The organism is Nostoc sp. DedQUE05 (assembly GCF_034530955.1).
In the GTDB taxonomy this organism is placed as follows: domain Bacteria; phylum Cyanobacteriota; class Cyanobacteriia; order Cyanobacteriales; family Nostocaceae; genus Nostoc.
Genome location: NZ_JAVRCB010000039.1, coordinates 30,004 through 50,331, shown reverse-complemented (window position 1 = coordinate 50,331; position 20,328 = coordinate 30,004). Strand labels below are relative to the sequence as shown.

General features: G+C 40.3%; 15 protein-coding genes. 7 read left to right on the top strand and 8 right to left on the bottom strand.

Going from position 1 to position 20,328, the window contains the following annotated elements; genetic code table 11:
- Positions 1–57 precede the first annotated feature (57 nt).
- Entirely contained in the window at positions 58–468 is a 411-nt protein-coding gene (locus RMZ42_RS25290; protein WP_322673997.1) for a 2TM domain-containing protein, read from the bottom strand.
- 538 nt (positions 469–1,006) lie between these two features.
- Between RMZ42_RS25290 and RMZ42_RS25285 the strand changes: the two genes are divergently transcribed.
- Positions 1,007–1,891: a ParA family protein gene (locus RMZ42_RS25285; protein ID WP_322673996.1), complete on the top strand. Its 885-nt coding sequence runs from the start codon at positions 1,007–1,009 to the stop codon at positions 1,889–1,891.
- Positions 1,892–2,312: 421 nt separating this feature from the next.
- Positions 2,313–5,696, top strand: coding sequence for an amino acid permease (locus tag RMZ42_RS25280; protein WP_322673995.1), 3,384 nt, complete (start codon positions 2,313–2,315; stop codon positions 5,694–5,696).
- A 74-nt stretch (positions 5,697–5,770) separates the two neighbouring features.
- Here the strand turns inward: RMZ42_RS25280 and RMZ42_RS25275 are convergent, their stop codons facing one another.
- Positions 5,771–6,922 carry a histidine decarboxylase gene (locus tag RMZ42_RS25275; RefSeq protein WP_322673994.1) on the bottom strand — a complete coding sequence of 384 codons (1,152 nt, stop codon included), beginning with the start codon at positions 6,920–6,922 and terminating at the stop codon, positions 5,771–5,773.
- 784 nt (positions 6,923–7,706) lie between these two features.
- On the bottom strand, positions 7,707–10,637 hold the full coding sequence (ileS, locus tag RMZ42_RS25270; RefSeq protein ID WP_322673993.1) for an isoleucine--tRNA ligase: 2,931 nt from the start codon (positions 10,635–10,637) through the stop codon (positions 7,707–7,709).
- 434 nt (positions 10,638–11,071) lie between these two features.
- On the opposite strand from ileS, the gene RMZ42_RS25265 reads away from it, so the two are divergent.
- From RMZ42_RS25265 to RMZ42_RS25245, 5 genes are all read left to right on the top strand, one after another.
- Positions 11,072–11,440, top strand: coding sequence for a cyclic nucleotide-binding domain-containing protein (locus RMZ42_RS25265; protein ID WP_322673992.1), 369 nt, complete (start codon positions 11,072–11,074; stop codon positions 11,438–11,440).
- A gap of 104 nt (positions 11,441–11,544) precedes the next feature.
- Positions 11,545–11,910 (top strand): Lin0512 family protein, encoded by a 366-nt coding sequence (locus RMZ42_RS25260; RefSeq protein ID WP_099101269.1) that lies wholly within the window; start codon positions 11,545–11,547, stop codon positions 11,908–11,910.
- Positions 11,911–12,482: 572 nt separating this feature from the next.
- Positions 12,483–13,841: a Rieske 2Fe-2S domain-containing protein gene (locus RMZ42_RS25255; RefSeq protein ID WP_322673991.1), complete on the top strand. Its 1,359-nt coding sequence runs from the start codon at positions 12,483–12,485 to the stop codon at positions 13,839–13,841.
- Positions 13,842–14,290: 449 nt separating this feature from the next.
- Positions 14,291–14,629 (top strand): hypothetical protein, encoded by a 339-nt coding sequence (locus tag RMZ42_RS25250; protein ID WP_094347761.1) that lies wholly within the window; start codon positions 14,291–14,293, stop codon positions 14,627–14,629.
- 214 nt (positions 14,630–14,843) lie between these two features.
- Complete coding sequence (locus tag RMZ42_RS25245; RefSeq protein ID WP_322673990.1) at positions 14,844–15,566, top strand: hypothetical protein; 723 nt, start codon at positions 14,844–14,846, stop codon at positions 15,564–15,566.
- A gap of 70 nt (positions 15,567–15,636) precedes the next feature.
- Here RMZ42_RS25245 and RMZ42_RS25240 read toward each other — a convergent pair whose 3' ends face one another.
- The 5 genes from RMZ42_RS25240 to RMZ42_RS25220 form a co-directional block, all read right to left on the bottom strand.
- Positions 15,637–16,524, bottom strand: a complete 888-nt coding sequence (locus tag RMZ42_RS25240) for a hypothetical protein (protein WP_322673989.1) — start codon at positions 16,522–16,524, stop codon at positions 15,637–15,639.
- A 48-nt stretch (positions 16,525–16,572) separates the two neighbouring features.
- Positions 16,573–17,082 (bottom strand): hypothetical protein, encoded by a 510-nt coding sequence (locus tag RMZ42_RS25235; protein ID WP_322673988.1) that lies wholly within the window; start codon positions 17,080–17,082, stop codon positions 16,573–16,575.
- A gap of 283 nt (positions 17,083–17,365) precedes the next feature.
- Positions 17,366–18,448 (bottom strand): photosystem II q(b) protein, encoded by a 1,083-nt coding sequence (psbA, locus tag RMZ42_RS25230; protein ID WP_322674025.1) that lies wholly within the window; start codon positions 18,446–18,448, stop codon positions 17,366–17,368.
- A gap of 255 nt (positions 18,449–18,703) precedes the next feature.
- On the bottom strand, positions 18,704–19,375 hold the full coding sequence (locus tag RMZ42_RS25225) for a hypothetical protein (RefSeq protein WP_322674024.1): 672 nt from the start codon (positions 19,373–19,375) through the stop codon (positions 18,704–18,706).
- A gap of 191 nt (positions 19,376–19,566) precedes the next feature.
- Complete coding sequence (locus RMZ42_RS25220; protein ID WP_322673987.1) at positions 19,567–20,244, bottom strand: DUF2834 domain-containing protein; 678 nt, start codon at positions 20,242–20,244, stop codon at positions 19,567–19,569.
- Positions 20,245–20,328: the final 84 nt, after the last annotated feature.

Sequence of the window (20,328 nt, the reverse complement as noted above, 5' to 3'; positions counted from 1 at the left end):
CACAAATTTGGATAACAGCGATCGCTAAATATCTGAGATTGATCGTTAAAGGAGAAGTTAAATTTGTGTACGCCATTTCTGAAAAGCGATCTCGTCATCCTCTGATTTACTCTGATAAACACTCCACCAATGAAAAAATAATCCTAACCCCCATCCTAATACTGGGAAAATAGCCCAAAAATAACTAGGACTAGTGATTAAATTTAAAAGAATGAGGAATAAATTCACCGCTACGAAAGAAACAAAGTGTGTCCAAAAGGCTCTGCGTCGGAAAGTATTAAATGTGTGTCGCGAACGTTCCTCTTCTTGTTGAACCAGCCACTTTTTTTCAGTTGCTTCCAAAATATTAGAAGAAATACCTAACTCAGATGCCATTTCTAAAAGCTGTTCTCGTGAAAATTCACCTTTGTCTTTACGAGTGAGTGCTTTTTGCAGGATTTGTTCTACATCTTCTGAATCGTAAGTCATTTTAATTACCTTATAAGTTTGTGTGTAAATGCGCCTTTGATTTCACGAAATTATCGATCGGCTTCGTTCAATTCAATTAGCAAATGTATCCACATTTGGCACCCAATACTTAGTGATATTCACAACACTATTATTTTCTCACAATTGATTTAGGGCTACTGTATTTGTCAATACCTCTATAATTGCTTTGGAGAGCGAGCTGTTACAGGATTAAGCCAAACTATTGTCATTATGGAGTAAAGGAGGCTGATAGCTCGATTCCAGATAAAGAGCCAACTACATGTTACTGCCTCAATGAGTAGAAATCGCTGAAATCACTCTTTTGAATTTCTGAAAATATTAAATTTAATGGAAGATTTAAAATATCAGCAGAGGTGTACGCTACCTAGTAGTCTGTCCCATTAGTTACGAGGGGTGAATAAGTTCGTAATAAGGACTTTAGTCCTGGATTTTTAAGCACGCTTTGTGCTTACTACAAACCCATAATATTTAATGGGACAGACCACTAATGGGAATGCGTCAATAGAGGACTCAATCAATGGGATATGTAATTGCTACTGCCAATATGAAAGGTGGTGTTGGTAAAACCACCCTCACTGTCAACTTAGCTACTTGTTTAGCTAAAAATCATGGCAAGCGGGTGCTTGTCCTTGATTTAGACAGCCAAATTAGTGCCACACTCAGTTTGATGTCGCCTTTAGATTTTGCCAAGCTTCGTAAACAAAGTAAGACATTTAGGTATCTGATAGACGAAGTTATCAATCCAGATCCCCAAGCAAAGTTTACAATTCAGGATATCATTCAATCCCAGGTTTGTAATCTTCCCGGACTAGATTTATTGCCGGGAGATATCGATTTATATGATGAATTTGTTGTTTCAGAAATGCTGCATCAGCAAGCAACTGCTTTGGGCGAACAAGACTTTGAAACGATTTGGAATCGCTTTGAAAGGGTCTTAATTAATAATATCTTAAAACCAGTACATCAAGAATATGATTTTATCCTTCTCGATTGCGCACCGGGCTATAATCTCTTGACTCGTAGCGCTTTAGCTGCCAGTGATTTCTACATACTTCCTGCAAAACCAGAACCATTATCTGTAGTGGGTATTCAACTGCTAGAAAGACGGATTGCCCAATTAAAAGATAGTCACGGACATGAAACCAAGATAGATATAAAAATGTTGGGAATTGTATTTAGTATGTCCAGTGCTAACCTGCTTACTGGCAGATACTATAAACAAGTAATGCACCGCGTTGTCGAAGATTTTGGTGTCGAAAAAATCTGTAAGGTACAAATACCAGTTGATGTCAATGTTGCTAAGGCTGTTGATAGTTTTATGCCAGCTGTTTTAATTGCTCCCCAATCAGCAGGTTCAAAAGCTTTCTTGCAATTAACTCAGGAGTTGTTGCAAAAGCTATAGCTCTAGTTAATTATTGATGAACAACACGATTTCCGATTTATTAAATTAGAGATATCAATGTAAAGACGTAACATTACTACGTCTTTACAAGGGTTTCAGGCAATGAATAATTGATTGTTGGAGATGTCTATGTCTATTAAGTAGGTCACAAATCTGAACCTTTCATTTTTTTAACGGTCTAAAGAAAGAAAATTTATACTTACTCAGTGAGAAACAAGCTATATGGAATAAATCTCAAATAACCAATTGAAAATTCTCTATTCCAGAAAGCTCTTTAGGCATAAGGTCAATCTAAAATCTAAAATCCCCAATTCAGTAACAAATAAGTTATCCTTTTTTAAAGTTCAGCAGTTATACGGAAGCTATAATTGGTGAGATTCAGCTATTGAGTGAAAAGGTCAGTAAATCTCACTAAGAAACAATGGTTAGTAACGATTCTGCACGGGCACAGAACAATGAGCACTTGCTAATGCGCCTACCACGGACTCTAAGTTATCTCGAAACCTGGGGCTTTGGGTTAACTGGTCATGTTGGATGGATTGGTACTGCCCCTATCATTCATGCAGCGTTAGGGCCGAAAGCTATCTTAGTTTGGTTTTTTGGCACGATTATCTCCTTTTTGCTTAACTTGCAGGTACAAAGTCTAGGTAGGCATTGGTCAGATGTTGCCGGAGGAACACCAAACTATACCACAAGGCTATTAAAGAAGTTTCCTGGCTTAGGCCGTTACGTAGCATTAGGATACTTTTTTAGCTGGGCAGCAGCACCTGCACTGTATGCAATTATTCTCACCAACTTAATTAAAGTCAATTTTGAAACATTAGGTATTTCTTGTCCAGAAACTTTCTTAAAAGTTTTATTTACAGCGATTCCATTTGTTTTAGCGTTCAGTGGCACCCGTGCTTTGGCGCTTCTACATTTATTTTTTGTATTTCCAGCGATTTTATTACTGTTATTGTTTTGTGTTCAAGGCGTATTATGGTTAGCCTTCTCATCTGCTAATTTAAATTTTCTCCCAACTAGCACCCATAGCCTGAGCTTTCAAGAATGGACAAAATGGTTTTTTCTAGCTAGCTATTCAATTTATGCTTGTGAAACCACTTCTTCTTTTGTTGCTGATAGCCGCCACCCATATAAAACTTTAAAGTTTTTAACCGTAGCTGCTTGGTTAATTCCTCCGGTGTTTCTAGGTGGTTCTTGGGTATTAATGCGTTCGGCTCCAAATTCAACAATAGGTGAGGATGCGTTTTTAAATCTAGTAGAAGCTTCTAAGCCTTTTTGGGGTGAATCTGCCCCTTTTCTAGTAACACTTCTGATTACTATATCTTGCCTTCTAAGTTCTGCTACAGCAGTTTCTAACTCTCCTCGGATATTATACCAGCTTGCCCTAGACAGACAGCTTTCTCCTATATTTGCATTAGTTTCCCGTCAAGGTGTTCTTGTTCCTGCTATTTTAGTTACCTTTCTACTCAGTTTGCTTTGTCTAAATTTGGGAAATATATCTCAACTTGTCACAGTAGCAGGCACTTGTTATCTCATGTCTATTATGGGTTTACATCTGGGATTATGGATGTGTCGTGGTAAACCACACGTATTATGGCCTTGGTGGTCGCTTGGTTTTTTCATGGTCGAAGCGGTAGTTCTAATAGTGGGAGGTTTAGCTTGGAACTGGAGAGATTTCTTAGTGGGATTATTATTACCCATTATTTTGACAATTGGAGATTTAGTTCTAAGACAGTTAAGATTTGCGCCATTACATCCAAATTGGTGGACACAGCGTTACGATACTAAGCCTAGTAGAAATAATCCAGATTTTGTAGTATTACAAGTGATTGTTTTAGTATCATTAATTTGTATTACTGCCACAATCAGTTGGGTTATTCGCGATTTTTTAGATAGATTTTCTAATCATCCTCAAAATTCCTTTCTAGCGATTTTATTAGTGACGCTTTCTTTTACAGGGGTTGCGATCGCTTGTTGGACAACCTTACCACAAATCATTGCTATTGATGAAGCACGCAAACAAGCAAGAAACCTATTTATCACTACTCTCGATACTGTTCCAGATACTGTTTTAGTATTAGATGAAGATGGGACAATTTCTCAGACAAATGCCGCTGCTGAAGAATTATTTCAAACAAGTGTTCAGCAGCTACTTGGGCGAAACTTAAATCAACTTCTAATATGCTATCGCGGCAAACCGGAGCAATGGTCTACTAGAAGCGAGCAAAGCTTGAAAATTAACCAAGGTTTGCGAATTGTTGAATCAACGATTTCCCAGCCATTTAATTCTTTGCTGCGGGAGTATATTGTTATTGTCCGTGATATCACTAAGCGGAAGCTAGCAGAGAAAGAATTAATCCAGTATCGTTATCAACTTGAGCAGTTGGTGCTAGAACGCACTATTGAACTTATTAGGGTTAATAAACAACTTCAACAAGATATTGTTAAACGTCAAGAAGCACAAGAACAATTACTGCACAATAGTCTTCATGATGGGCTAACTGGATTACCTAATCAACGGTTATTTATGGAGCGGGTGCAGCAGGCAATAGAACAGTCTAAAGAGCAAAATAATTATTTATTTGCCGTACTATTCTTAGACCTAGATCGCTTTAAAGTTGTTAATGACAGCCTTGGACATCTACTAGGAAATCAACTTCTGATTGCAATTTCTCATCGGCTTAAGTCAGTTCTGCGAGGCGAAGACATAGTAGCTCGTTTTGGCGGAGATGAGTTCACAATCTTAATTGAGGAAATTGAGGATATTAACACAGCGATACAGGTCGCCGAGCGAATTAAAAAGGTGCTAGCTTTGCCATTTCAATTAAATGAGCATCGGGTGTTTACCAATGTTAGTATTGGCATCGCTTTGAGTAGAGCAGATTATGAGCAAGCAGCACAGATTGTACGCGATGCTGATGTGGCAATGTATTGTGCCAAATCACTTGGTAAGGCACGTTATGAGGTTTTTGATCCAAAGATGCACGAGGGTGCAGCTTTGCTTTTAGAGTTAGAAACTGCTCTGCGAAATGCGCTGATCAAGCAAGAAGAATTTCGCCTTAATTACCAGCCAATTGTTTCTCTGACAACTGGCAAAATTATTGGATTTGAAGCACTGATACGTTGGTATCATCCAGAACGAGGACTTATTTCCCCTCAAGATTTTATTCCCCTAGCTGAGGAAACTGGAATGATTGTTAGTATCGGGCAATGGGTGCTTTATGAAGCCTGTCACCAAATGCAGAAATGGCATAAACAATTTCCTACCTCACAACCTTTGACGATGAGCGTAAATTTTTCTGGTAAACAAATCACACAACCCGATGTGTTTAAACAAGTTAAACATATTTTGCAGCAAACTGGACTGGAGCCATGCTGTTTGAAATTGGAGATTACTGAAAGCTTGTTGATGGATAATTTTGAATTAGCTACCACTGTGCTTTCCCAATTAACAGCACTGAATGTTGAAATGCACATGGATGATTTTGGGACTGGCTATTCATCCTTGAGTTATCTACATCGCCTACCAATCAAAACCATTAAGATTGACCGCTCTTTTGTTAGCAGTATAGGTAGTCGAGGAGAAAATTTAGAAATTATTCGAGCGATTGTGACATTAGCCCATAATTTAAATATGTCTGTAACAGCAGAAGGCATAGAAACTGTAAACCAATTAACACAATTGAAGGCTTTAGAATGTGATTATGGGCAAGGGTATTTTTTCTTACCACCTATGGAACGGTCTGAAGTAGAAATACTCCTTGCTGCTAACTTGTGCGGAAAAAACTTTTTAAAAAGATAAAATCTTGGGAGCAAATTCTTTTTAAAGAAACACTTTGTTAAACTGGGTGATTAATTTCACTTGGGAATCTATTCTTAGTGTAGTGTTGATTGTAGGTGGAAATTATCTACGTTATCAACTAATCCTTCTTCTAACAAAAGTTCGTTAACAAAAGTATCTATTTTGTGCCGATCGATATTTTGCATGACTATAATGTGTACCCAATTTTCATAAATCGCTAGCTGCCACTTTTTAATTAATCTTTGAGAAGGTTTTTGAAACACTACGGTATTGGAAAATTTATTGAGCATACATGGATATTCTCTGATTTTAAGTTGTTGGAAAAGATATTGAGCATTATCTATACAAGTCTTTGCTTCTTTGGCTAATCCATCATAACCTCTTGTTTTCATTGCATACCAAAGAATCAGAGGGGTATGACCGTTTCTAGAACCCAGAATGGTTGTATCTGATGAACCAATATATTCAATTGCTGTTTCAACTTTTTCTACCCATTTTTTCTTGGTTAAAACTACACCGCAAGGCAAGGGCGAACCAATGAATTTAGCAGAAATAGCTATACTATCTATCGGTTTTTGAAAGTTAACTTGTGGAGCGCCATCTAGAAAGGGTAATATTAATCCTGAAAGGGCGGCATCACAATGAATGTAGTAATCTTTAATTTGATTGCGCTCTAAAATTTCGAGAACTTTGTCTAAGTTATCAATTGCGCCTTTGACAGTAGTCCCAATATTCAAATTTACGATCGCAGGATAATTGCGATTTTCGCTAATCAGTTTTTCAAAATGTTCATAATTCATTTCTCCATTAATTTGTGAGTTAACAACATTGTGTTGAATGCGGAATAATTTTGCTGCTTTTGGTATGGAGTAATGAGAGTCTTGTGATGAGTAAAGAATACCATCAGGGTAGATTTCTCTTGCTAAGAACATTCCATATAAATTACCTTCAGTTCCGCCAGCAGTAACATAACCCCAAAACTGATTTTCTGGTATTTTATAAAGTTGGGCAAAAAAAGATAATACTTCTTGCTCAAACTTACGAGAATGGAGACCAAAATCTGGTTCAATATATGGATCTCCAGCATTATTTAACAGAAAATTGAAAAATTTACCGATCGCACTGTAATCACAACTTAAATTATATGGATAGCCTGTATGAAACTGCGATCGCTGTTCTATTTGCACCAGAAAATCAGCCAATTCCTTAGCAATTTTGTTTGACATATCTCTCTATCTCTTAAATTTTGATTGAGTTAATGGATGTTTTAAACCAGATTACACGTATTAATCCATACCTTTATTTTTTTTTAATAATAACCTAATTTATCGATTTAAGAGAAGATAATACAGTGAAAATACTGATAAATATTCAGTAATAATACCCAATTTTTTTTTGCTATAGTATATTACACTTGAAACTTCTGCATAATACGAAATAACTATAATACGTATTACGTAAAATATTCTTTCACTCGCTGACTGCAACCTGATTTAATTACATATTTAACTTTGTCCCAGTTGCGTAATTTCTGGGAATGACTAGGCTATACAGCGAAGTCCGCTTATGCGGACTTCATCGTGTTAAAAAGAGATTTCTATAAATTAAATATCGGTTATATAGAACGCTAAAAGGTTGTTTGAAAAGTAGTTACCTATGATTTTAGGCACTTGTTGATCCCCCCTAACCCCTCGATAAATTGGGGGGAACCGGAATTAAAGTCCCCCAATAAATTGGGGGATTTAGGGGGATTTGAAACGTTTTGCTACCAACAAGAGGACTTTTCAAACATCCTCTAATAGAGACTTAGCACTGCTCGTCTCTATATTCTTGCAGTTTCCAGTAGATGAGGTACAAAATGCAGGATTCACGCATCAAAAATCAAGAGTTTCTACTTCCTTGTTTCTGTCTTTTGCCTCAAATCCTGTAGTTTTGTACTTCATGTAAAAGAAAATTGCTGTCAGTGCATTTAGCCATTTGTAGTTTGCTAGTGCCGGGGAATTTTTGCTTTTAAAACTCTCCAGCTAAGGCTGCAACACACCGTTCGCAAATTAAGGGATGTTGTGCTGATTCTCCCACATGAATAGAGTAGTTCCAACAGCGATCGCATTTTTGCCCGTCTGCATTCGTTACTCCAATTCCCCAGTCTTCCGTCTGCGCTGTATATTTCAATCCTTGCAATCCTTCAGCAGAATCTAATAATTCCACCTGGGAAGTCAGCAATAAATACCGCAATTCGTCAATCCCGTTACCCTTAACCGGGTTAAAGGCTTTGATAGCATCGCCTAATTGTTTGTTAGGTATATGAATCAAAGCTTTCGCCTCCAGAGAAGAACCAATGAGTTTTTCTATCCTGGCTTGTTCCAACACTTTATTCACATCGGTGCGGAGTTGTCGCAGCGTTTCCCAAAATTCTGCTAACTCTGGATTACGCCATTTTTCCTCAACCTGCACCCAACCGGCTTCAAATACCGATTTGTAAGGTGTTTTGTATGGGAGATATTGCCAGATATCTTCGGCAGTGTGAGATAACACTGGTGCGATCGCTCGTGCTAAATTATCTATTGCTATCTTCAGCACCGTTTGACAACTGCGACGGCGGAAAGCATTCTTAGCACTGATGTACAGCCTATCTTTGGCCACATCTAAATAAAAGTTGGATAAATCCACTACGCAGAAATTCTGCACTGTTTGGAAGAAGCGGAAGAATTGGAAACTCTCAAAGGCAACGGTTACTTCCTCAAATACTTCGGTGATGCGGTGCAGCATATAACGGTCAAGTTCTGGCAATTCTTCAAAGGGAACTGCATCTTTTTCTGGGTCAAAATCATCCAAGCTACCCAACAAAAACCGCGCTGTATTGCGAATTTTGCCTCTAACATCATTCATCTGCTTAATGATGTTTTTGCCAATGCGAACATCGCCGGAGTAGTCAACCGATGATACCCACAATCGCAATACATCTGCACCGTAAGGCGGTTCTACTTTTTGATTTTTTCCGCCTTCAATGATTGTATTTGGGTCAACCACATTTCCTTCTGACTTACTCATCTTTCGCCCTTGTTCATCCAAAGCGAAGCCGTGAGTTAGTACAGTTTTATAAGGCGCAATGTCATTTACCGCTACACTAGTGAGCAAGCTGGATTGAAACCAACCGCGATGTTGGTCAGAACCTTCCAAATATATATCAGCAGGGTAGCGTAATGGACGCTGTTGGACGACGGCTGCCCAAGATGACCCAGAATCAAACCATACATCCATTGTGTCTGTACCCCGGCGGTACGACTTGCCATTATTACGATAAGATTCTGGTAATAATTCCTCAACTGAAAGTTCCCACCAAGCATCGGAACCTTTTTCTGCGATGATTCCTTGGACGTGGTTGATTGTTTCTTCGTTCAGCAGTGGTTCTCCCGTGGCTTCGTCGTAGAAAACGGGAATGGGTACACCCCAAACGCGTTGACGAGAGATACACCAATCGGAACGTTCTGCCACCATTGGCGTAATCCGATTTTCACCTTGGGCTGGAATCCATTTTACCGTGGCGATCGCCTTTAATGCTTCTTCCCGAAATCCTTCCACAGAGGCAAACCATTGTTCCGTGGCGCGGAAAATCGTTGGCTTCTTCGTCCGCCAATCATAAGGATATTTGTGGGGATATGGTTCTTCCTTCAACAAAGAACCAGCCGCAGCCAGTGCATCAATTACCGCTTGATTTCCATCACCCAGAACATTCAACCCTGCAAATTCTCCCGCTTCTTCGGTAAAATTGCCATTGTCATCCACTGGTGCAAGGATGGGCAAACCGTAACGCTGACCAACAATGTAGTCTTCTTGACCATGACCGGGAGCAGTATGTACCAACCCCGTACCTGATTCAGTTGTGATGTAATCGCCGCCGACAACAATCGGACTTTCGCGGTCATATAGAGGATGACGATAAGTAGTATGTTCTAAATCATTCCCCTTGAAGGTGGCTTTTACAGTTAACTCAACTCCTAAGGTTGAAGATAAACGTTCCACTAAATCAGCAGCAACGATGAGATAGCGGAACCTCACCGTTAACGGAGAGGGGGAAGAAACTTCCTCACTCCCCCTCCCTGCTTGCGGGGAGGGGGTTAGGGGGTGGGGTTCCACTTCCACCACTGCATAATTCAAATCTGCATTCACCGCCACAGCCAAATTCCCTGGAATTGTCCAAGGTGTAGTCGTCCAGATAGCCACACCCAAATCTGACTGATATTCCGCCAACAGTGGTTTTACAGTTTCCGCCAAACTTGTGATTGCAAAAGCTGCATAGATACTGCGGGAAACGTGACCTTCAGGATATTCCAACTCAGCTTCCGCCAAAGCGGTATGAGAACTCGGACTCCAGTGAACCGGCTTTAAACCGCGATAGATGTAACCTTTTAAGAACATCTGACCAAACACGCCAATTTGAGCCGCTTCATATTCCGGCTTCAGAGTTAGATAAGGGTTATCCCAATCACCCCAAATACCGTAACGTTTAAAATTTTGGCGCTGATCGTTTACCGTCGCTAGACCAAATTCTTTCGCTTTTTGCCGCAGTTGTAAAGACGTTAAGTTTTGCCGTTCTGCTGACTTCATATTCTGCAAAACTTTCAACTCAATCGGCAATCCGTGACAATCCCAACCAGGAACGTAGCGAACTTTACGCCCTTGTAACATTTGGTAGCGGTTAATAATATCTTTGAGAATTTTATTTAAGGCATGACCGATATGGAGCGAGCCATTAGCGTAGGGAGGCCCATCGTGGAGTATAAATAATTCGCCGGGGTTATTTTCAAAAAGGCGATCGTAAATTTTATTTTCTTCCCAAAATTTTTGGATTTCAGGCTCACGCTTGATCGCGTTTGCCCGCATATCAAAATTAGTCTTGGGTAGGTTTACAGTATCTTTGTAACTTCCTGATTCGGTCACAGTCTCATGCCTAAAATTAGGTGTGCAGGTTTTATTAATTATAGAAGATGGTATGAAAACCAAAATTCGCTATTTTAACCTGAGTTTGATAAGTATTATTTGACCTTCCCCCAGCCCCTCTCAGCTTCGGCTACCGTGCATACACAAGTCGAATTACCCCCCTTAATCCCCCCGATGTTTTGGGGGGAAATAGAAAATTTAGTTCCCTCCCCTTTATAAGGGGAGGGTTAGGGTGGGGTAAAACTGTCTCTTTGACGAAGAAAAAGACGGTTTTGCGTAGTAAAACCAGAGAGAAGTTTCTAGGCGATAAGCAGACTAATCAGGAATTTTGCGGAGATTGAGAGTTAACCAACAGAAAGTAGTATACTTTTCTGGGTTCGCCTAAAGCTATCAAAAAGTTTCGTTTAAAAATAAATAATTTTGGGGTTGCTCTAATGCTAAGTCCTGTAGTCACAGTCAGTATCTTTCAAAAACAACCCGACCCTAAAGTATTTTCAGCAGGTCAAGTCATCTTTGAAGAAGGACAGTCTGGTGATGAAATGTATGGAATTATCGAAGGAGAGGTCGATATATTAGTCAATGGCAAGATTGTAGAAACCGTTGGAACAGGCGAAATTTTTGGTGCAGGGGTACTTGTAGGAGTAAAAAGTAGAACTTACGCAGCTATTGCCAAGGTGGATACCAAGCTGGGTTTTCTTGATGAGCAAGGCTTTCTCTTTGCCGTTCAGGAAACACCTGTGTTTGCTCTACAGGTGATGAAAAGTTACTCGGAGCGTCTGAATCGCTTGCAACGTATGGTGTGAGGCAGAGGCAGGAGGATGCAGTAAGTAGCAAAGTGTTTTTCCAAGTAGCTTCTTTAACTTCTGCCTTTTTTAGTGTCAAGATGCAAGATTTACCGGAGTTAGCAATGGCGCGTAAACGCTTGATTATCGAAATGGGGATGGGAATCGATCAACACGGACAAGAACCAACAGTAGCAGCATCTAGGGCAGTACGTAATGCGATCGCTCACAATGCCTTACCTGGTGTTTGGGAGGTTGCAGGTTTAAGTCACCCCAATCAAATGATTATAGAAGTTCAGGTGGCAGTGCCATATCCAGAACAAGTTAGAGAAGAAGAAGTACTCGCTGTATTACCATTTGGGCGAAAAACCCTCACCGTAGAATCTGGGGGGATGATCGTTCAAGGGCGGGCGATTCCCGAACTCAACGATAAAAATGACGAAATGTTGATTGCGATCGCTGCTGTTACAGTTCTAATCGAAGATGAGTAGCTGAGGCAATCCTTCTATAAATCAGAAACTTATAAAAAAGTTATTAAGTGATTTGAGCGCCTACTTTATTTGTGCTGGCGCTATTTTTCATTGTCAAGTATATTTGCTGATTACTTTATCAAAAAGTTTTATTTCTTGCTAAAAATACCCGTTTACTTGCTCAAAATACTTAAATACTTTCTCAAAATGACCTTTGACTTACTCAAAATGCTTGAATGCTTTCTCATTTCGGTATTTTCAGCAAGCAAAATGACCTTTGACTTACTCAAAATGCTTAAATGCTTTCTCATTTCGGTATTTTCAGCAAGCAAAATGACCTTCGACTTACTCAAAATGCTTGAATGCTTTCTCATTTCGGTATTTTCAGCAAGCAAAATGACCTTTGACTTACTCAAACCCCAGTTTGCTTTCTCATTTGGGTGTTTTCCGCAAGCAAAACGATCTTTGATTTGCTCAAAATGCTTGAATGCTTTCTCATGGTTAATTTTTTAATTACCCTAGAAATGTTCTATCTATAGAACTAAAAATTTACTAATCCAAAAGTATAAAATAATATAAACCTGGAGAAAACTATGTCATTAGAAACAGAAACACTACAGGCGATACCACCAACTTCTACTTTTGAGAAACTAGAGGAAAAGCAAGAATTTAACTGGAGGCAATGCTGGTATCCCGTCACCTTCGTCAAAGACTTGCCTGCCAACCGCCCTCATAGCTTTTCCTTGTACGATGAACCTTTGGTTTTGTTTAAAGACAAAGATGGACAATTGATTTGTTTAGCAGATCGTTGTCCTCATCGTACAGCCAAACTTTCTGAAGGACAAATTATTGACGGCAAAATTGAGTGCTTATATCACGGTTGGCAGTTTGGCAGTAATGGTGAATGTCTGCACATTCCCCAATTACCAACAGATGTAAAAATTCCAGTCAATGCTTGCGTGCCATCTTTTAAAGTTGTGGAACGCCAAGGCATGATTTGGCTATGGGCTGGCGAAAAAGAAACTGCTGTTGATGAAATTATTCCAATTTTGCCAGATTTAGATAAGCCAGGATTTGTGTGTGCAGACTTTATATTGGATCTGCCTTATGACCAAACATATCTAGTCGAAAATGTCATCGATCCTGCTCATGTTGCTATTAGCCATAGTGGCACTAGGGGTGGTGGTAATCGGAAAAATGCCCAACCGCTAGAAATGGAAGTGCTAGAGAATTCGGTTCAGAGGGTTAAAGGCAGGTGGCGGGGAGCTAACAAATCAAATGAAGCCTGGAAATATATTGATTTTGTTGCTCCAAGTCTTGTGTTAAATACTGCTTATATTGAAAAAAAAGATTGGATATTTGGACTAGCTTTGTATTCAATTCCTTTAGGTAAAGGGCGATGTCGTCTTTTAGCTAGAGGTTATCGTAATTTCATGACTTGGGGAGTCAAGCTGAGGCCGCGCTGGCTCGATCACTTGAATACGAACAAAATATTGGAGCAGGATTTGCCTCTGATTGCGGGACAACAGGCAGAAATTGAGCGCTTAGGAAGAAGTATCAAAGAATTATATTTGCCGTTGAAAACATCTGACACATTAGTGATTGAATACCGCAAGTGGCTAGATAAGTTTGGCTCATCTTTGCCTTTTTATCAAGGCTATTCTACATTTAAAAATGTTGAGAATAGCGAATTGAATTCAAAGCCGATTTTGCTAGACAGATTTTCACGACACACACTTATTTGTAGTTCTTGCAATCGAGCTTATCAGGTGACAAATCGGGTCAAACAAGGTTGTATTGGGATAGCGATCGCTCTAGCTGCTGTAGCAATACTTGCAGATGATTCTAGAATCAAAATCGCAGCAATATCGGTTTCTATAGCAGCAATTGTCATCTCTGTTATGGCTCATACACTCAAAACTCACTTTGAGCATTCCTATACTCGTCACTAAAATAGGTACTGGGAACAGTTCGTAGTAAGGACTTTAGTCGAATGGCACGCTTGTAAAGCCCAAAGACTTATTGTATCCTTGTTCCCAGCCTGGGAACGAGTTCCGAGAGGCTCTTGTCAAGAAAGAGGAGGCGGAGCCTCTGAGAATGGTTTCCCAGCCTCCAGGCTGGGAACCAGTTGGGGCAAGGGCTGTATCTTAACTTAGTGCCATTCGACTAAAGTCCTTATTTTCTAAGCACTTTAGTGCTTACTACAAACTTTTCATTACTAGCTTAGACATTGTACTGCTATATGTGTGGTAAATTTTATCACCTTAAACGATTTACTTAAACCCCTTGTGTGGTTAAGTCGCGATCGAGTTAGTGGCTCTGCGCTAAAGTAAAAATATTGGGATAAAAATCTCTGGCAGTAAATTCAACTGAATCACTAATCTTTACCACTGCGGCGATCATGTCTCAAGAGCATAACGAATCACTCCAAATTCAAGAAATCACCAAACTCAAACCGAAACACTTTGCTGATTTAGTCAGATCGGCACAATTGGTTTTCGACCCCACAGCCGGAGTTTCGGGAAGACATATCACAGTTGACTGGGAACAATTTGGAATTCCCCGTGATGTAGCGGACAATCTTAAATCACTTGGTCAGCATTATCAGTATGCATCTCCTCACATCCCGGTTGAAGACATTTGGAGTAAATTAACTCCAGAAACTCGTATTTGGTTCGTTGAAAATAAAGATCGGTTGTGGCAGCTTGAAGAAGCTTTCCCAGCCCTTGACGAAGATTAAACGGCTGAACCATTGAAAGCAATACAAATTATTTGTAGGAGTACAGTATTGCTTAATGTGTCAACTTAGGCAATAAACCATAAGATGTAATCTAAGAACAACTTGATTGATGTTCTTAGATATACATCATAGCCAGAAACTCTCCCGAAGTAGAGATCCATAAAGTATTGTAGATATCGTTAGTCTGCAATCCCTGGCTCTGGATTTTGAAAAAATGTTACGACTTTATCATTTATTACTAGGTTCTATTTTGCTGGTGTCAATACCGGTGGTAGCCAAATTTTTTTTACCCCAATTTTCTCCACCCAAAGTAGTAAAACCTCCTACCGTTGCCAAACTTCTCAACTCTAATCAGGAAAATATCTGGCAGAAAATCCTGGGAAGTACTGCTGCTCCAACTAACTGGCAAATTTATCCCTGTGAAGGAAATGCACCCCTGTTGTGTGTCTCCTCCAAAGGAAAACGTTTGGGTACAGTTGAGATTAATATTTACCCATTAGCAAACAATGAGGATTTCCGAAAGAAACTCTTGGCAGCTCGTATTCCAACTGCTTCTCTAGTAGACTACCAAAGTCCTAAGTACCAAACCCAGTTATTACCAGTACTTAAGACTTGGGTTGCAGATCGCTACACTGCGTTTGCCAAAGATCGACAGGGTAAATATGGAAAACAAATTATTTTCTCAGCCTACCCACCGCAACCAGTAACCATTGGTAAGCTTCAGGGAATTCGCTATGGGTTCGTCGGACTTAAGCAGCAAGGTGAAGTACAAGAGCAACATATCGGTCATGTTGCCTTTGATGGCACTCAACTTTACGTAATTACTACTGCATTTGACACAGGTACGCAAACAGGTAAATTTGATAAACTAGAAAACTTGGCTATTTTTCAACCTTACTTGTATGCGATCGCCGCAGATTTGCATTTACCCCAATAGGGACTGGGTATTGGGTATTAGGAAATCTTGCTTCCTAATCTTTAGTCCCCAGTCCCCAGTCCCCATTAACCTAAATCTCAGCTACTGCGCGTTCAATCAAGCGATGTGCTAAAGTTTGCGTGCCAGTGTGCTCATAATAATTTGTTGCTACATCCAGGAATGCTGCAAGGTAGTCCAACTTGTCATCAGCAATATCAGTAAAACTTTGCAAGTTGTGGACAACCTTTTGCGGCGTTAAATTATTGGCGCTAACTAACCCACTCATCCAACCTTTCACAGAGTCAAAGCTTTCACCGATAAAGTTAAGTTTACTGCCAGCATTGCTCCCTGGAATCACATCTTTGATATTTTGGAAAGTTGAGTTTTGTTCTAACTCCTGTGGATTTGTTTGATTCAGCCCAGATATCGCTTTGCTGATAAAATCTGGGCCCAAAGGTATCAAACCATCAACGCAAACTAATGCCACCATGCGGATCAGCGACTCACCACTGTACTCTCCTAAAGAGGCGACAAAATCCCCAATACTGTCTCCCGGAATGCCGTTAATCTGACAGAAGGCTACTAACTCAGCCACTAATTTTAATGTCAGATCGATAGTTTGGGCTTTATCAGGTTTGGGAGTGACAGAGTTTAAAAAACCCAACAAAGGAATTTTTTCGCCGACTTTGTTAGCTAAAGCTGCTGCACCAAGCGCTTTATCTGTATTATCAACAGTTTGATATAACCACAAGGCTGTTTGGTATCCTTGGGATTTATCATTGAATAGATAAATCGCTCGTTCGCCAATTTGCTGAATTAAATCTTCGTCGTCTTCGCCAGTGACTTTCTTGATAGTATTAACAAAGCCAACGGTATTTTGCCACTCTCCAGGAGCAACAAAATCGAGAGACTTCAACATAGAAACAGTCAAGCCGCCAGTTGGCAATTGATCGACTAACTCAACAATCGATTTACTCACAAAAATCTCCTTATTTAGGTTTTATTATCTGAATGTTAGGAGTGCAAATCATTTCAGTCTAGCCAAACCATTAAGATTAAACTTCTCTAGCCAATCTTCGCGATCGCTAGCTGTAAATGACGGATCGCGAGAAAGTGCTTTTACTTGGTACTTGCCTACCAAAATTGCAGTTTGCGTTTTACCAACTTCTATTGCAGGATAACCGCCAATTTTTTTAGTGCTTTTCGAGAACTTTGCTGCTGCATTGGGTGTGCTAGTGGTATCAGAAATAGACAGCAACGCTATATCTTTACCGCCTTTTTTCAACTTCGCTTCCGCAAAGCCTTTTTTCTCTTGGGTATAGACGCGTTGGTAGCCATCACCAGCTTTTGGAAAAAGTTGATTAAATTCGCTACCCTGAGTTGCGGTTTTAGCTACCGATTGACCGCTTTTTTGTTGAGTGCTTTCTTTTTGTGCCTGGTCAAAACGTCCCGGTGTTTTTGGACTACAGGCTGTTGTCAGTAGTACCACCGACAGCAACAAAGCGGCTACTACCCTATGCCCACGGTGTAAAATCATTTTTGGCTTCTCCTTATACTTTAGCTTTCAGGCAATTATCTGCGCTGCTAGCAATTATTACCCGTAAAATTTACTTTTTGATAATTATTTCCTAAGTTCTCACCGATAAAGGCGATTTTGCACTTCAAAAAAGTAGGGGCGCAAGCCTTGCGCCCCTACCGCGTTGTCTATTTATCTGAAAATAGCTGTAACGTAGCAATTAACCCAATGCAAAAACGCCCCCCCTTTCGGGAGAGCGTCTTTTATTTATAGAAAATCGTGAAGAGCGTATCTCAGATTATGATTAACCGTTGATAGCAGGAGCGGTAAGAGCTACAGGAGCAGAATCACCAGCAGCCAAATCCAGAGGGAAGTTGTGAGCGTTACGCTCGTGCATTACTTCCATACCCAGGTTAGCGCGGTTGATTACATCCGCCCAAGTTGAAATCACACGACCTTCAGAATCAATGATTGATTGGTTGAAGTTGAAACCGTTCAAGTTGAACGCCATTGTGCTTACACCCAAGGCGGTGAACCAGATTCCGATTACAGGCCATGCTGCGAGGAAGAAGTGCAGCGAACGGCTGTTGTTGAAGGAAGCGTATTGGAAGATTAGACGACCGAAGTAGCCGTGGGCTGCAACGATGTTGTAGGTTTCTTCTTCTTGACCGAATTTGTAACCGTAGTTTTGAGACTCGGTTTCAGTTGTTTCACGAACCAAGGAAGAAGTTACCAAAGAACCGTGCATTGCACTGAACAAGCTTCCGCCGAATACACCTGCTACACCTAACTGGTGGAAGGGGTGCATCAAGATGTTGTGTTCTGCTTGGAACACGATCATGAAGTTGAAGGTTCCTGAGATACCCAAAGGCATACCGTCAGAGAATGAACCTTGTCCGATGGGGTATACCAAGAATACTGCACTTGCTGCTGCAACTGGTGCTGAATATGCTATAGCAATCCAAGGACGCATTCCTAAGCGGTAGGATAGTTCCCATTCACGACCCATGTAGCAGAATACGCCAATCAGGAAGTGGAAGATTACCAACTGGTAAGGACCGCCGTTGTACAACCACTCATCAAGAGAAGCTGCTTCCCAAATTGGGTAGAAGTGCAAACCGATGGCGTTGGAGGAAGGAACAACTGCACCGGAGATGATGTTGTTTCCGTAAATCAAGGAACCTGCTACTGGTTCGCGGATTCCATCGATGTCTACTGGAGGAGCAGCGATGAAGGCGATTACGAAGCAAGCGGTGGCGGCTAGCAAGGTGGGGATCATGACTACGCCGAACCAACCGATGTAGATCCGGTTATTGGTGCTGGTGATCCATTCGCAGAATCGATCCCATACATTGGCGCTTTGGCGCTGTTGTAAGGTTGTTGTCATTGTTTTATAAATGCGATTATTTGCAGATGAATTTAGGTAGGTTTGACTACCTGTTACACATATTAAAGAATTTATTGCGTTTTGTAAAGTACTTTCAGAAAAAATTTTCTCTTGGGATTTACGCACCCACAACAGGAAGTCCCCAATTTACTGAAAAAAGGGAGGCTCTGCACTTTTATCATCTAGGTGCGTTGCCCCCAAAACTCCCACACTTCTTTCTGGCAGTGAACCTTGGCGATCAATAGAAGAAATTTACTACCGATTAGCTATCAACGATTCTTCACGAATAGTTGATGGTAAGGGCGGGCGCAAGCAAAGATAAACAAGTGGGCCGAGTAGCAGGACAAACGCTACTGCCCAAAACACCTGGGGATTATTCCAGTGATGACGAGCCATATCATCGCCAAGGATTGTGGGGAATAAAAGACAAAAAAGGCAAAATGCCAAGCTCATGCCATTAATAAAGCGATCGCCTTGAAACTGCTGCACAAAATCTCCCCAGTCACCTAAGACAAACCCATAGGTGAGCAAGCCAACAGTACTTAAACTCAAAACAATCCCAAAAAAACGAGAATCTAGCAGCTGTAAAAAAGTATCCTTTTGTCCAGAAAATTCTTGATTTTGTTCGCGAAAAGCCAAATATGGTAATAAACCAAGCACTCCCGATCCTACTGATGCCAAGGCAAAAGGCCAAAAAGGAATTCGTTGCATTCTGCCATCAATGAACAACAAACCACTGTAAATTAGTAACCAGATCCCGACTAAAGAAAACAAGGAAAGGATAATTGGATTTATGTCAAGCCACTGAAGAGTAAATATATTTTTCAGCAGAATTAGGGTTTCCTGTAAATGCAAGGGCGGTGCTAACAGTAAGATATAGGCGACAAATCCAAGCCATAGTAACCACAATGCAACTTTTCTATTCATCATTTTTAGATGGGTGCATTTAACATAATTACTAATTTATAGTTCGTATTTTTTGCGTCTAAATCCACCTTTTTGTAGAACGCTGCCCTTAGCTTGTTGAAAAATAGGAGTAAATATATACGTGATTTTTGTTTCAGTTGGGGACTAAATCTCCAACTGAAACTGTCTTTAATTAGGAATTAAAAAGTGCTTTAATTTGCAGCTGTTTGCTGACTGCGTATTGCCTCAACACCTACGTCTGGTAGAGGTGGACGTACACACAAATAAATCAATGGGCCTAATAGCGGTATCAACGCTATTAGCCAGAATATCTGTGGATTTTTCCAATCACGACGCGCCATATCATCCCCTAGGACAGCTGGAAATAATAGGCAAAGTAGACAGAAATCTAAACTCATCACATTGATGAAGCGGTTGGTTTGCCACTGTTGCACAAAATTACTCCAATCTCCTCCTCTTAAACCATAGACAGCTAGAATAACGGTGGCTACCATCAAGACAACCCCAGTCACACGAGAATCTAACAGCTTGAGCAAGGTATTCTTTTTACCGACAAATTTATTATTTGGTTCTCTAAAGGCTAAGTACGGCAACAATGCAAAAGCACCAACTCCGAAAGAGACAGTAGCAAACAGCCAAGCAGGTATTTTTTGTCCTCTACCATCAATAAAGACTACTGCGCTGTAAATAAGAGGCCAGATGCCCATGAGGTTGAATAATGCTATGACTAACGGGTTTATGCCTTGCCACTGCCCAATAGAAAGGTTTTTAATTAACTCGAATGTACCAGGTTGCTCAGGAGGTGCGAGAAAAAAACCATAGACAACAAATCCCAGCCACAGTAGACTAAAGGCAATTTTTCTAAGCATGAAAGATTTAAGTAGTATTAATTATTGATTTTGCCGTTACAAATACGGCTATGTGCTTGCTATGTGGTATTGTTTCCTCCCCTA